The sequence below is a fragment of the Stenotrophomonas sp. CASM106 genome (genome assembly GCF_049384825.1).
Classification (GTDB): domain Bacteria; phylum Pseudomonadota; class Gammaproteobacteria; order Xanthomonadales; family Xanthomonadaceae; genus Stenotrophomonas; species Stenotrophomonas muris.
This window is the reverse complement of record NZ_JBMRFS010000019.1, coordinates 14,344-28,581: the sequence shown is the minus strand read 5'-3', so window position 1 is coordinate 28,581 and position 14,238 is coordinate 14,344. Positions and strand designations below refer to the sequence as shown.

Genomic DNA, 14,238 nt, shown 5'->3' with positions numbered 1-14,238 from the left:
TCAGGGAGAATCCGGCGTGGGGACCCAAGCTACTTCTCGGTCGCAAGACCTGGATCCACACGGTCGCCCACGCCGGGCTCTCGGCCCCCAAGGTGCCAGATCGGCAAGAGATAAGATCCACGCCATGGGTGGATACACCGCCCGGCAGTATCTGCAGGTGTTGCCGGCCAGCGGCCGGCACTACCGCAACGGGTTTATTTCGCCAGGTTCAGTTCCTTCAGCAGCGCCGGCGCCGGCGCCACTTCCTGCATGATCCACTGCATGTAGCGGCTGTCGACCGCGATCATGCGGGTCATCACCGGGTCGAACACCCAGTTGGAGCTGACCGATTCCCAGTTGCCGTCGAAGGCCAGCCCGACCAGCTTGCCGTTGGCGTCCAGCACCGGTGAACCCGAGTTGCCACCGGTGATGTCCAGGTTGGACAGGAAGTTCACCGGCACCGAGCCCACGCGCTTGTCTTCCAGGCCGCCGTAGCGCTTGGCCTTGACCGCGTCGAGCAGGGCCTTGGGCGCATCGAACGGATCGACGCCGGTGTCCTTGGCGACGATGCCCTCCAGCGTGGTGAACGGGGTGTAGGCCACGCCGTCCCTGGGCTCATAGCCCATCACGTTGCCGAAGGTGATGCGCAGCGACAGGTTGGCATCCGGATACACGAACTCGCCCTGGCTCTTCTTGTAGTCAGCCAGTGCCTGCAGGTACAGCGGACGTGCGGTCAGCGACTCGCCTTCGCGGATCTTCTTCTGCTCTTCCTGCTTCAGCAGCGACGGCATGATCGCCACCGCGTACTGGATGGCCGGATCGGTGCTGGCTTCGAACGCGGCGCGGTCGGCCTTGAACCACTTCAGGCGTGCATCCAGGCTGCCCAGCTCAGTGCCCGACAGCTTGCTCACCAGTGCCTTGACCGCGCTGGCATCGCTGCCGCCCAGCCAGGTGTTCAGCACGTCGTTGTTGCGCTGCGCGGCCGGCAGGGCGACGTACTGGTCCAGCCAGTAGGTCTGCAGCTGCTGGTCCATCTTCGCCACATAGCGGCGATCCATCTGCTTCAGGCCGCCTTCCAGGGTCGGCAGGTCGCGCTGCTGGTAGCCGACCTCGCGCTCGGCGTCCGGCTTGGTGCGCTCGATCGACAGGCGGTACAGGCCGATGGCGGCGTTGACCGCCGAGGTGTTGTTGAACTGGCCGACGAACAGATCGCGCTCGCGGGTCGCCTTGCTGGTATCCAGGTGCTTGACCAGCTGCGCGTGCGCTGCCAGGGCCGGCTTGCCGGCGGCGCCCTGCTTCTTCAGCCAGGCCAGCACGGCGGCTTCTTCAGCCTGCTTCTGGCCAGCAGCGTCGATGCGCTTGAAGCCTTCCAGCTGGCCGGCGTAGTTCTTGGCCACGTTGTTCATGCTGGCCGCGGTGGCGGCGTACTTCACCTTGACGTCGGCGTCGGCCTTGCCCGCCTCATCGATCATCTTCAACACTGCGTTGTAGTGCCTGGCGATGGTCGGGTAGGTCCAGCTGGCGGTTTCGTTGAACTCACCGGCCAGCGCGTAGCGGTTGGTGCGGCCCGGATAGCCCGCCACCATCACGAAGTCACCGGCGCCCAGCGGCTGGTCGGTGAACTTCAGGAAGTGCTTGGGCTGGTACGGCACGTTGTCGGCCGAGAATGCGGCCGGCTTGCCGTCCTTGCCGACGTAGGCGCGGTAGAACGAGAAGTCGCCGGTGTGGCGCGGCCACATCCAGTTGTCGACGTCGCCGCCGTACTTGCCGACGCTGCCCGGGGGCGCGTAGACCAGGCGCACGTCCTTGATTTCCATGTTGCGGAACAGTCGGTAGGTGTTGCCGCCGGAGAAGGTGTACAGGCGGCAGCGGAAGCCGTCCTCGGCTTCACACGCGGCGACCTGGGCCTTGTCGAAGGCATCCAGCGCACGGCTGCGGGCCAGCGGGTCGTTGCCGGCGGCGGCAATGGCGGCCTTGGCCTGGGCGGTGACGTCGGTGATCTGGTCGAGCACGTAGACGCGGGCGTTCGGGCCGGCGCTCAGTTCATCGCTGTGCTTCGGCGCGTTGAAGCCGTCCTTGATCAGGTTCTTCTCGGCGGTCGAATTCAGCTGGATCGCACCGTAGGCGCAGTGGTGGTTGGTGACCACCAGGCCCTGCGGCGACACGAAGCTGGCGGTGCAGCCGCCGAGGGCGACGACCGCGCCCATCGGGTCGCCGGTGAGGTTGGACAGCTGCTCCGGGGACAGCTTCAGGCCGGCCTTCTGCAACGGACCGGCGATTTCCGGCAGCTGCTGCGGCACCCACATGCCTTCAGCGGCATGGGCGACCTGGGCCAGCCCGAGGCTGGCGACGATGGAGAATGCAAGCAGGTTCGAGCGCATGGAGCAGCCCCTGGTAGTGGAACCCTCGATTGTAGCCCGCCGCCCTGCCACGGCCCGAACCCCGGAAGTCATGGGCCTACTTCTTGCTCTGCCATGCGCACATCGGCCGCGCACATGGAATCGTCCAGAGGGGGCGTGGTCACCCTGGCCGGGACCGTTGGCGCCATGGGCCGGGCGCATGCGACTGGCGGGTTGGGCAGGACGCCCAACCCCGGTCTTGCCGTGTGCGCAGGATAGCGCGCACGAGCAAGGCGCCATCGAGCACCATGGATGGGCTTTTGCGTGTCCCGGCCAGGGTGACCACGCCCCCTCCCCAGGAATCAAGGAGGCGCTGCTGTTTGCAGCACGTTCGAAACGCCCGTCGGCGCACGCCTTTCGTTCCGCCATTGCACCCGCAGCGCAACATGGGAAATCCGCGCGGCACCCTATAATCCGCGCTTTCCCCCTGATGAGTTCCACCCCGATGGCGCAGCAAACGATGAAGGCCCTGGTCAAGCGCGAAGCGGCCAAGGGCATCTGGCTGGAAGAAGTTCCGGTTCCGACCCCGGGCCCGAACGAGGTCCTGATCAAGCTGGAAAAGACCGCGATCTGCGGCACCGACCTGCACATCTACCTGTGGGACGAGTGGAGCCAGCGCACCATCAAGCCGGGCCTGACCATCGGCCATGAGTTCGTCGGCCGCATTGCCGCGCTCGGCTCGGCGGTGACCGGCTATGAGATCGGCCAGCGCGTCTCGGCCGAAGGTCACATCGTCTGTGGCCATTGCCGCAACTGCCGTGGCGGCCGCCCGCACCTGTGCCCGAACACCGTCGGCATCGGCGTCAACGTCAACGGCGCCTTCGCCGAATACATGGTGATGCCGGCCAGCAACCTGTGGCCGATCCCGGACCAGATCCCGTCGGAACTGGCCGCGTTCTTCGACCCGTACGGCAATGCCGCACACTGCGCGCTGGAATTCGACGTGATCGGCGAAGACGTGCTGATCACCGGCGCCGGTCCGATCGGCATCATCGCCGCCGGCATCTGCAAGCACATCGGTGCGCGCAACGTGGTGGTGACCGACGTCAACGACTTCCGCCTGAAGCTGGCCGCCGACATGGGCGCCACCCGCGTGGTCAACGTCGCCAACCAGTCGCTGAAGGACGTGATGAAGGAACTGCACATGGAGGGCTTCGACGTGGGCCTGGAAATGAGCGGCAATCCGCGCGCGTTCAACGACATGCTCGACTGCATGTACCACGGCGGCAAGATCGCCATGCTCGGCATCATGCCCAAGGGCGCCGGCTGCGACTGGGACAAGATCATCTTCAAGGGCCTGACCGTGCAGGGCATCTACGGCCGCAAGATGTACGAGACCTGGTACAAGATGACCCAGCTGGTGCTGTCCGGCTTCCCGCTCGGCAAGGTGATGACCCACCAGCTGCCGATCGACGAGTTCCAGAAGGGCTTCGACCTGATGGAAGAAGGCAAGGCCGGCAAGGTTGTTTTGAGCTGGAATTGACCCTTCGCCGTGCGCGATGGGTGGGTGCCGAGCTTGCTCGGCACACCTTGAAATTGAAAAAGGCGCCCGATGGGCGCCTTTTTCTTTGGTGTTGCCGGCCAGCGGCCGGCACTACCCGTAACGCCTTCGGCGTTACTTGCCGACGGCGACGCTCAGCATCACCCGGCTGTGGGCCAGCTTGCCGGAATTGTCACGGCCGTTGCCGTCGGTGCCGTAGTAGCCCAGGCCGACGTTGAACAGGCCGAACTGGCGCGCGACGCCGACGTTCCAGTCGGTGTAGTCCTTGGCGATGCCGTCCTCGAAGGTGCTGCGACCGACGTTGGCATTCAGGGTGAAGTCCTTCGGCAGGCCCCAGCTGCCGCCCAGGCCGAAGTACCAGCCATCGGTGCTGCTGTTCCAGACATCGTTGGTGTAGGCCACCGTCAGCTTGTAGGTGTCATCCAGCGTGGTGGTGGTGATCAGCTCGTTGTAGTTCTGGTGGCTGGACTTCAGGTAGGTGTAGCGGTTCAGCAGCACGTCGAAGTTGACGCGCTCGGTGACGTCAACGCCGTAGCCGATCAGGTAGTCGACCTCGGTCTTCGGGTCACCCGCACCAAAATCCACGCCCGAGCCCCACACGCCTGCGTACAGGCCAACCGGGCTGGTGTAGGTGAAACCGGCCTGCAGGGTCGGATCCTCGTCGGTCTGCGACACACCACGGAACAGGTAATCGGAAACAGCGGTGACGTTCCAGCTGTACGGCGATTCGTTTTCCTGGGCGCTGGCGGCGAACGGGGCGGCCAGGGTCAGGGCAGCGGCAATGGCGAGGCAGGCACGGGCGTGCTTCATGGGCGTCTCCGAGGGTGGCGGGGGCGGGAAGGGGGAGCGGGCAACCGGCGCCAGACAGGCGCAGTTCACGAATTTTTAACCCGTTTGCTATTGCGATGCAACATGTGCCACCCGTGGCGGTGCCCTGCCCGGCCCGGTCGAAGGCCGTCGTAGCCCGGTAGAATCAGCGGTTTCCCCGTTCAGAGCCGTGCCCACGCCATGACCGACGTCTCCTCCGCCCTGACCCGCCACTACGCCGAGGAACTGGACGCCATCCGCGCCCAGGGCCTGTTCAAGTCCGAGCGGATCATCACCAGCCCGCAATCGGCCGAAATCACCCTCGACGACGGCCGCAAGGTGCTGAACTTCTGTGCCAACAACTACCTGGGTCTGGCCGACCATCCGGACCTGATCCAGGCCGCCAAGGACGCACTGGATACCCACGGCTTCGGCATGGCCTCGGTGCGCTTCATCTGCGGCACCCAGGACCTGCACAAGCAGCTGGAGAAGCAGATCGCCGATTTCTTCGGCAAGCAGGACACCATCCTGTACGCGGCCTGCTTCGATGCCAACGGTGGCCTGTTCGAGCCGCTGCTCGGCGAGAACGACGCGATCATTTCCGACGCGCTGAACCATGCTTCGATCATCGACGGCGTGCGCCTGTGCAAGGCCAAGCGCTTCCGCTACGCCAACTGCGACATGGCCGATCTGGAAGCCCAGCTGCAGGCCGCCGATGCCGCAGGGTGCAAGACCAAGCTGATCACCACCGATGGCGTGTTCTCGATGGACGGCTTCATCGCGCCGCTGGACGAGATCACCGCGCTGGCGAAGAAGTACAACGCGCTGGTGCACATCGACGAATGCCACGCCACCGGCTTCCTTGGCGCTACCGGCCGTGGTTCGGCCGAGGTCAAGGGCGTGCTGGAGAAGATCGACATCATCACCGGCACTCTGGGCAAGGCCATGGGCGGCGCACTGGGCGGCTTCACCTGCGCCAGCGCCGAGGTGATCGAACTGCTGCGCCAGCGCTCGCGCCCGTACCTGTTCTCCAACTCGCTGCCGCCGCATGTGGTGGCCGCCGGCATCAAGGCGTTCGAAATGCTGGCTGCCGCTGACGACCTTCGCAGCACGCTGGCCGAGAACACCGCCTACTTCCGCGAGAAGATGACCGCCGCCGGTTTCGACGTGAAGCCGGGCGTGCATCCGATCAGCCCGGTAATGCTGTATGACGCACCGTTGGCGCAGAAATTCGCCGAGCGCCTGCTGGAAGAAGGCATCTACGCGATCGGCTTCTTCTTCCCGGTGGTGCCCAAGGGCCAGGCCCGCATCCGGACCCAGATCAGCACCGCGCACAGCCGCGAGCACCTGGATCGCGCGATCGATGCGTTCACCCGCATTGGTGTCGAACTGGGCGTGGTCAAGGGCTGATCATGCCGGGGTCGGATCCCTTTCCTGCGGAAAAGGCCCTGACCCCGCTGGTCAAAGCGTGCCGACCAAGGTCGGCACCTACCGGGCTGGATGGCTGCCGACCACGGTCGGCACCCGCCGTGGCCTGAGGGCGTGCCGGCCAGGGTCGGCACCGCCAGGCGTCACTTCTTTTTCTTCTTGCCCTTCGGCTCTTCCTTGCTGGCCACCACTACCGGCTTGGCGGCGGCGTCCTGGCCGTTGCCCTTGGCAACGCGGATGCCGTTGGCCTTCATCCAGGCATCGAACTCATCGGCGGTCATCTTCTTGTCGCCGTTGCTCATCAGGAAGCGGTAACTGCCGCGACCATCCAGCTCCGGGGTCTTCACTTCCACCACCGGGGTCTCGGCAGGCGTTTCCGCCTTGGCCACCTTCTTGTGGCCGCCACAGGCGGCCAGCAGCACCATCGGCAGCAGCAGGCCTGCGCAGCGCAGGGTTTGGTTGAGGGTCGGGTGGTACATGGGCAGGCTCCGTTCGGGAAATTCAGCAACCAGGCGCCCCCTACGCCTGGAACGGTGGCCGGCGACTGCCGGCCGCGGGCGATGATCAGCCCGGTGCAGCGGCCCCCAGCCGCTGCTGGTCGCTGACCTCCAGCACCCGCCATTGCCCCTTGCCGAGATCGCCGAGCAGCAGCCCACCGATCGCGACCCGGACCAGGCGCAGCACCTGCAGGTCGAAGGCCGCCAACAGGCGGCGGATATGGCGGTTGCGTCCCTCGTCGAGGACCACCTCCAGCCATGCGGTCTTGTCGCCACTGCGCAGTACGCGCACGGCCTGGGCGACGAGGAACTCGCCCTCGTCCTCGACACCGGCGCGCAGCGCGGCCAGGGTGTCCTCATCGGGAAGACGATCCACCTGCACGTGATAGGTCTTCTGTGGGCCGGTCTCCGGATCGGTCAGGCGCGCCGCCCACTGCGGATCATTGCTGAACAACAACAGCCCTTCGCTGGCCTTGTCCAGGCGCCCGACCGGCGCGATCCACGGCAGGCCGGCACTATCGAAGCAGCGATACACCGTGTCGCGACCACGCTCGTCCTGCGCCGTGGTCACCACGCCGCGCGGCTTGTTGAGCATCAGGTACAGGCGCTGCGGCGCATCCATCGGCCGGCCATCGACTTCGATCGGCGGGTGCGGACTGGCAATCGGGAACTCGGGATCACGGATGATGCGGCCGGACACGCGCACGCGGCCCTCGGCAATCCAGCGCGCGGCCTCGCTGCGTGAGCACACGCCGGCCTTGGACAGCACGCGCGCCAGGCCATGGCGCACGCCATTGGAGACATCCGGAACCGCACGCCCACGCGGTGCGTGGGAGCGGGCAGCGGGGGCAGCAGGTGGGCGGCGCGTGCGCAAGCCTCTGCTCCCCGCCGCGCTTACTTCTTGTCGACCGGCTTGGTCTCAGCCGGTGCTTCGGCCGCAGCCGGAGTGGCGGCCGGAGCCGGACGCGCCTTGACCACACGCACGCCACGCGCCTTCATCCAGGCGTCGAACTCTTCGGCGGTCATGCGCTTGCCGTTCTGGCTCATGTCGAAGCGCCAGGGCGTGTTGTCGAATTCGGTCTGCGGCTTGTAGGCCGCCGGATCGTTCGGCTTCACCGCCGGTGCGCTCGGAATGGCCTTGGCGATGTTCTGGCACCCATCGATGCGCAGGCGCTGCAGCACCTGGTCCAGCGACTGCGACGGATCGTAGTTGCTGCTCAGCACGCCGGCCGGCATGCCCAGCTGGTTGCCACGGATGTAGAGCTCGTCGGCCACCGGCGCGATGGTCGTGGCCGGCAACGGCAGCGGCGAGGCGCTGGTGTTGACCGAGCAATCGACCGCAGCGTGGGCGGCGGGAACCAGGGCCAGCGCCAGGAAGGCGGCCGATGCAGAGCGCAGCATGAAGGGCATCCAGGAAAGGAAGTGACGCGGCGAGTTTAGCAATGCCGCGACAGCTTTCAAGCGCCACTTTCAATGAATACGGCAACTCATTGGTTTTATGGGCAAAATCCCGACGAACGGTTACTCCCGCGCCTGAAACGCCGGGTTCCGGACCGCAGAAACAACAAGACCCGGCCGAAGCCGGGTCCTGCTGTGTCCTACTGGCAGAGCGTCAGAACTTAGTTCTGGACGTTCAGCTCGGTACGACGGTTCTTGGCGCGACCTTCCGGGTTGTCCGAACCATCCGGGTTGGTGTTCGGAGCAATCGGACGGCTCTCGCCGTAGCCGATCGGGCCGACCAGGCGACCGGCGTCGACGCCGTTCTTGGTCAGGTAGTTGTACACGGCGGTGGCGCGACGCTCCGACAGCTTCTGGTTGTAAGCGTCGGTACCCTTCGAGTCGGTGTGACCGGCAACTTCAACGCGCAGATCCGGGTAACGCTTCAGGATCTCGGTGGCTTCGCTCAGGATCGCCACGGCGTCCGGACGCAGGTTCGACTTGTCGAAGTCGAAGTTGACGCCCTTCAGGTCGATGGAGACCGGAACCGGGCAACCGTCCGGACCGATGGTCTGACCCGGCTGCGAGTTCGGGCACTTGTCGTCGCAGTTGTTGACGCCGTCACCGTCGTCATCCAGGTCGGCGCAGCTCGGGGCAACCGGAGCCGGAGCCGGAGCAGCCGCGACCGGAGCCGGGCCCAGCGGGATCACGACGCCGACCGAAGCCAGCACGTCGCCGAACCAGCTCTCGTCCTTGGCGGCGATGCTCTGGTCGTCGAAGTCAGCGCGGTAGGCCACTTCGGCGCGGACAGCAACACGCTTCTCGAAGGTGGTCTGCAGGCCGACGCCCAGCTTGGCGGCAACGTTGCCGTCCTTACGCTGGCGCGGACCGTTGTTGTCGATTGCAGCGTACTCTTCTTCCGACTTCTGGTAGCCCAGGCCACCGACGATGTACGGGTTCCAGCCGCGGCCTTCCTTGATGAAGTGGCGACGCAGGTCCAGCGAGACGCCGTACTGCGACCAGTTCAGGTCCTGGTTGCTGTCGAAGTTCGGGTTCTGGTAGTTCAGTTCACCGTCCAGCGACCAGTTCGGGCTGATGAACTTACCCAGGCCCAGGGTCACGAACGGAGCGTCATTGGTCAGACGGTCGCTGTCCTGGAAGTTGAAGCCGGCCGAACCGGTCAGGTACCAGCGGTCATCGAACTCCTGCGCCGAAGCTGCCTGGGCGAAAGCCAGGCCGCCCAGCAGCGCGGCAGTAAGGATCTTCTTGTTCATTGAGTACAGCTCCTATTTCGGGGGTATGAAACCGGTAGAGGCATGGGCCAGCACTAGTGCGTCGATGTACGACAGCCGATTCAGCACGCCACCGCCGCGAACATTATGCTCAGGCGGGTGAAGGCCATGTTAACAGTCCCGTAACATGTGAAGTGTTGCGCCCGACCGTCGACCGGTCCGACGTTGAAACCCTATACAGGATGATGAAAATCCGCAAGACCCACACGCTGCAAGGGTTTGACGGGGTTTAAGCGCGAAAACCGACATACTGCGCAGCACATTGCATCGCACGGTTCAGCAGGTTTGCGGAAACGTGAGGAACCTTATGATGGGATCACGAACCCAGCCGGAGCCGTGATGAAAGCCGTCGCCCTGAGTCGTGAATACGCACCTGCCCTGCGTGATGTCCTGCTGCCGCCGCCGCTGCCTCCTCGCGGCCGCGATCTGCTGGTGCGGATCGAAGCGGTATCGGTCAACCCCGTCGATGGCAAGCAGCGGGCCGCTACCGATCCGGCCACCCTTGAGGTTCCCCGGGTGCTCGGCTGGGACGCCGCCGGCGTGGTCGAAGCCATCGGTGACGAGGCCAGCCTGTTCGCCTCTGGTGACGAGGTCTACTTCGCCGGTGACGTTACCCGGCCGGGCTGCAACGCCCAGTACCAGTGGGTGGACGAGCGCCTGGTCGCCCGCAAGCCGACCACGCTCGATTTCGCCGAAGCCGCCGCACTACCCCTGACCACGCTGACCGCCTGGGAGCTGTTGTTCCAGCGCATGCCGCTGCACCTGGATGATCGCCGCCATGGCGGCCAGCACCTGCTGGTGATCGGCGGTGCGGGAGGCGTGGGCTCGATGGCGATCCAGCTGGCCCGCCATGCCGGCTTCGAGGTGATCGCCACCGCCTCGCGCGAGGCCTCGATCGACTGGTGCCGGCAGATGGGGGCCACGCATGTGATCGACCATCGGCAGCCGCTGCAGCCCCAGCTGCAGGCACTGGGCATCGACGCAGTGCAGGTGGCGCTCAACCTGGCCGACACCGATCACTACTGGGACGAACTGGGCCAGCTGCTGGCACCACAGGGCCATGTCGGCCTGATCGTGGAGCCGCGTGGCGCACTGCGCATCGGCGATCCGTACAAGGCCAAATGCATCGGTATCCACTGGGAGTTCATGTTCGCGCGCTCGCGCTTCGCCACCGCCGACTGCATCGAACAGCATCGCATCCTCAGCCGCGCCGCCAGCATGATCGATGCCGGCCAGCTGCGTGGCACGCTCAGTGAAACGCTGGGCACGATCAATGCGGCCAACCTGGACATCGCGCATCAGCGCCTGGCCAGCGGGCACACGGTGGGCAAGCTGGCGCTGGTGGGCTGGGACGACTGACGCCGTGATGTAGGCCGAGCCCACGCCAGGCTGCTACGCCTGCCGCCACCAGCAGAGCACGGGCGCGGCCCTGCACAACCGCCCGCATGCAGGATCGGCGCGGCCTGTACCAGCGGATTGGCTGGGATCTGTATCTATGGCCTCAAGGAAATCAGGGATACGGTGGAAACAGATATCCTCTCCCCCGAGCCCACCATGCCTACCGCCCTGCCCCTGCGCCTGCTGCAACTGATCACCGGCCTGTTCCTGTATGGCTTCGGTGCCTCGCTGATGATCCGTGCCGCCATCGGCGTGGCGCCCTGGGACGTGCTGTCGCAGGGCATCGCCGCACAGACGCCGCTGTCCTTCGGGCTGGCGACCAATGTCATCGGCGCACTGGTGCTGTTGCTGTGGTGGCCACTGCGCCAGAAGCCGGGCGTCGGCACGGTGCTCAACGTGATGCTGATCGGTCCCTCCGCACAGTTCGGGTTGTGGCTGCTGCCACCGGCCATCGGCGTGGGCTGGCAGCTGGCGATGTTCTGTGCAGGCATGCTGCTGGTCGCGCTGGCCACCGGCCTGTACATCGGCGCCCGCCTCGGCCCGGGACCGCGCGATGGCTTGATGACTGGCCTGCATGCCCGCACCGGTTGGCCGATCTGGAAGGTGCGCAGCCTGATCGAAGGCAGCGTATTGCTGCTGGGCTGGTGGCTGGGCGGCAATGTCGGCCTCGGCACCCTCGCCTTCGCCCTGCTGATCGGCCCGCTGTGCGGCGTCACGCTGGGCTGGTTCGGGATCGGCCGCCCCCCGGTCGTACCCGCCGCTGCCCGGCAGCCGCAATCGCCCTGAGCTGCCCCGTATGCCGGCCAGCGGCCGGCACTATCGCCCCCGGAGTTCGGGGGCAGCGCCGCAGGCGCGGGGGGTGGAGGCCGGTAAGTGGGGCCCGCGATTCGCGCAGCGAAACGCGGGAGCGACAGCACGCATGTGCCGAGCGTACCCGGCCAGCGGCCGGCACTACCGCCCCCGGAGTTCGGGGGCAGCGCCGCAGGCGCGGGGGGTGGAGGCCGGTAAGTGGGGCCCGCGATTCGCGCAGCGAAACGCGTGAGCGACAGCACGCATGTGCCGAGCGTACCCGGCCAGCGGCCGGCACTATCGCCCCCGGAGTTCGGGGGCAGCGCCGCAGGCGCGGGGGGTGGAGGCCGGTAAGTGGGGCCCGCGATTCGCGCAGCGAAACGCGGGAGCGACAGCACGCATGTGCCGAGCGTACCCGGCCAGCGGCCCTTGCCCCGGCCGCCGTTTCGCGGCACGCTTCGCGCTTCCGTACGCAAGCGTATCGACCATGTCGCCAGCCAACGAAAGCGCCTATCCCCATCTGTTCGCCCCGCTGGACCTGGGCTTCACCCAACTGCGCAACCGCGTATTGATGGGCTCGATGCACACCGGCCTGGAGGATCGCGCCCGCGACTTCCCGCGGCTGGCGGCCTACTTCGCCGAGCGCGCCGAGGGCGGCGTCGGCCTGATCGTCACCGGCGGCTTCGCACCGAATGTGGTCGGCTGGCTGAAGCCGTTCGGCGGCAAGCTGTCCTGGCCCTGGGAAGTGCGGCCGCACCGCCAGCTCACCGCCGCCGCGCACCAGCACGGCGCGAAGATCTGCCTGCAGCTGCTGCATGCAGGCCGTTACGCCTATCACCCGTTGTCGGTGGCACCGTCGAAGCTGAAGGCACCGATCAACCCGTTCACCCCGCGCGCGTTGTCGGCCAGCGGCGTCGACCGGCATATCGCCGATTACGCACGCAGCGCCAAGCTGGCCCGCGAGGCCGGCTACGACGGCGTGGAAGTGATGGGTTCGGAGGGCTACCTCATCAACGAATTCATCGCCCCGCGCACCAACAAGCGCACCGATGCCTGGGGCGGCGACGCGCGCCAACGCATGCGCTTCGCGGTCGAGATCGTACGCCGCATCCGCGAGGCCTGCGGCCCGGACTTCATCATCATCTATCGCCTGTCGCTGGTGGATCTGGTCGACGACGGCAGCAGCTGGGAAGAAATCGTGCAGCAGGCGCAGGCCATCGAGGCGGCCGGCGCAACGATCATCAATTCCGGCATCGGCTGGCACGAAGCGCGCATTCCGACCATCGCCACCTCGGTGCCGCGTGCTGCCTTCGTCGGGGTCACCGCCAAGCTCAAGCCGCATGTGAAGGTGCCGCTGGTGGCGACCAACCGCATCAACATGCCCGACGTCGCCGAGCGCATCCTCGCCAATGGCGGCGCCGACATGGTGTCGCTGGCGCGCCCGCTGCTGGCCGACCCGCAGTGGCCGAACAAGGCCCGTGCCGGCCGCGCGGAGGCGATCAACACCTGCATCGCCTGCAACCAGGCCTGCCTGGACCACGTGTTCGAGAACAAGCTGGCCAGCTGCCTGGTCAATCCGCGCGCCGCGCACGAGACCGAGCTGGTCTATCGCCCCACCGCTGCGCCGAAGAAGGTTGCGGTGGTCGGTGCCGGCCCCGCCGGCCTGGCCTGTGCCACCGTCGCTGCCCAGCGTGGCCACCAGGTCACCCTGTTCGACGCCAATGATGAGATCGGCGGCCAGTTCAACGTGGCCAAGCGCATCCCCGGCAAGGAAGAGTTCCACGAGACCCTGCGCTACTTCCGCCACAAACTGGCCGAAACCGGTGTGCAGCTGCGCCTCGGCACCCGCGCCGATGCCGCCCAGCTGACCGGCTTCGACGAGGTGGTGCTGGCCACCGGCATCACCCCGCGCAAGGTCGATTTCCCCGGTGCCGATCACGCCAAGGTGGTCAGCTACCTGGACGTGCTGCTGGGCCGGGTCGAAGTGGGCGCCAGTGCGGCGATCATCGGCGCCGGCGGCATCGGCTTCGATGTCGGCGAATTCCTCAGCCACGCCGGCGAGTCCCCCTCCCTCGACCCGCAGCGCTGGATGGCCGAATGGGGCGTGGACAGCACCTTCGAGGCCCGCGGCTCACTGGCCAGGCCGGAGGTTGAAACCTCGCCGCGCCGGCTGTGGCTGCTGCAGCGCAGCCCGGGCAAGCCCGGCGCGCGCCTGGGCAAGACCACCGGCTGGATCCATCGCGCCACGCTGAAGGCCAAGGGCGTGCGCATGCTCGGTGGCGTCGAGTACCTCGGCGTGGACGACGCGGGCCTGCGCATCCGCGTGGACGGCAGCGAACAGCTGCTGCCGGTCGACCATGTGGTGATCTGCGCCGGGCAGGAACCGAACCGCGCGCTGCAGGCCGAACTGCAGGCGGCCGGCATCAACGCGCAGCTGATCGGCGGTGCCGACGTGGCCGCAGAACTCGACGCCAAGCGCGCCATCGACCAGGGCAGCCGGGTTGCCGCCGGGCTCTGATGAGCGCCTGAATGGGGGGCGGAATGTGATTTCCGTCACCCTCATTGAACCTGAATGTCAAGCCGAGCGGTTCACGATGCGTTCGGCTACGCCCCCCTACCTTGCGCCATCTTTCCGCTCACCAGCCAGTTTCCGGTGAGCCGGCGCAGCCCCACGATCGGTACTGGTCGTTTCTTTTGGGGCTGCCCAACGG

At 66.6% G+C, this 14,238-nt stretch carries 11 protein-coding genes; 5 read left to right on the top strand and 6 right to left on the bottom strand.

All coding sequences use genetic code 11. The features are described from left to right. Nucleotides 1–194 precede the first annotated feature (194 nt). The gene (locus tag VG556_RS22190) at nt 195–2,360 is read right to left on the bottom strand and encodes a S46 family peptidase (RefSeq protein ID WP_046429104.1); all 2,166 of its coding nucleotides are present in this window, start codon (nt 2,358–2,360) and stop codon (nt 195–197) included. 478 nt (nt 2,361–2,838) lie between these two features. Between VG556_RS22190 and tdh the strand changes: the two genes are divergently transcribed. Further along, nucleotides 2,839–3,861, top strand: coding sequence for an L-threonine 3-dehydrogenase (gene tdh / locus VG556_RS22185; protein ID WP_032955954.1), 1,023 nt, complete (start codon nt 2,839–2,841; stop codon nt 3,859–3,861). A 132-nt stretch (nt 3,862–3,993) separates the two neighbouring features. Here tdh and VG556_RS22180 read toward each other — a convergent pair whose 3' ends face one another. Next, entirely contained in the window at nt 3,994–4,689 is a 696-nt protein-coding gene (locus tag VG556_RS22180) for a TorF family putative porin (protein ID WP_005412357.1), read from the bottom strand. A gap of 198 nt (nt 4,690–4,887) precedes the next feature. Between VG556_RS22180 and kbl the strand changes: the two genes are divergently transcribed. Next, entirely contained in the window at nt 4,888–6,096 is a 1,209-nt protein-coding gene (kbl, locus tag VG556_RS22175; RefSeq protein ID WP_100449385.1) for a glycine C-acetyltransferase, read from the top strand. Nucleotides 6,097–6,257: 161 nt separating this feature from the next. On the opposite strand, the gene VG556_RS22170 is transcribed toward kbl, so the two are convergent. From VG556_RS22170 to VG556_RS22155, 4 genes are all read right to left on the bottom strand, one after another. Beyond that, nucleotides 6,258–6,593, bottom strand: a complete 336-nt coding sequence (locus tag VG556_RS22170; protein WP_005415439.1) for a hypothetical protein — start codon at nt 6,591–6,593, stop codon at nt 6,258–6,260. 85 nt (nt 6,594–6,678) lie between these two features. After that, nucleotides 6,679–7,485: a pseudouridine synthase gene (locus VG556_RS22165; protein WP_278254542.1), complete on the bottom strand. Its 807-nt coding sequence runs from the start codon at nt 7,483–7,485 to the stop codon at nt 6,679–6,681. Between the two features lie 20 nt (nt 7,486–7,505). Further along, nucleotides 7,506–8,012: a hypothetical protein gene (locus VG556_RS22160; protein ID WP_014646073.1), complete on the bottom strand. Its 507-nt coding sequence runs from the start codon at nt 8,010–8,012 to the stop codon at nt 7,506–7,508. 218 nt (nt 8,013–8,230) lie between these two features. Then, nucleotides 8,231–9,322, bottom strand: coding sequence for an OmpA family protein (locus tag VG556_RS22155; RefSeq protein WP_014646072.1), 1,092 nt, complete (start codon nt 9,320–9,322; stop codon nt 8,231–8,233). Nucleotides 9,323–9,679: 357 nt separating this feature from the next. Between VG556_RS22155 and VG556_RS22150 the strand changes: the two genes are divergently transcribed. The 3 genes from VG556_RS22150 to VG556_RS22140 all read left to right on the top strand — a co-directional run bounded on the left by VG556_RS22150 (nt 9,680) and on the right by VG556_RS22140 (nt 14,045). Beyond that, a complete protein-coding gene (locus tag VG556_RS22150; RefSeq protein ID WP_032955885.1) occupies nt 9,680–10,699 on the top strand; it encodes a zinc-binding alcohol dehydrogenase family protein in 1,020 nt (339 codons plus the stop codon). A 195-nt stretch (nt 10,700–10,894) separates the two neighbouring features. Next, nucleotides 10,895–11,524, top strand: coding sequence for a YczE/YyaS/YitT family protein (locus VG556_RS22145; RefSeq protein ID WP_014646070.1), 630 nt, complete (start codon nt 10,895–10,897; stop codon nt 11,522–11,524). 490 nt (nt 11,525–12,014) lie between these two features. Beyond that, nucleotides 12,015–14,045: an NADPH-dependent 2,4-dienoyl-CoA reductase gene (locus VG556_RS22140; protein ID WP_100449382.1), complete on the top strand. Its 2,031-nt coding sequence runs from the start codon at nt 12,015–12,017 to the stop codon at nt 14,043–14,045. Nucleotides 14,046–14,238: the final 193 nt, after the last annotated feature.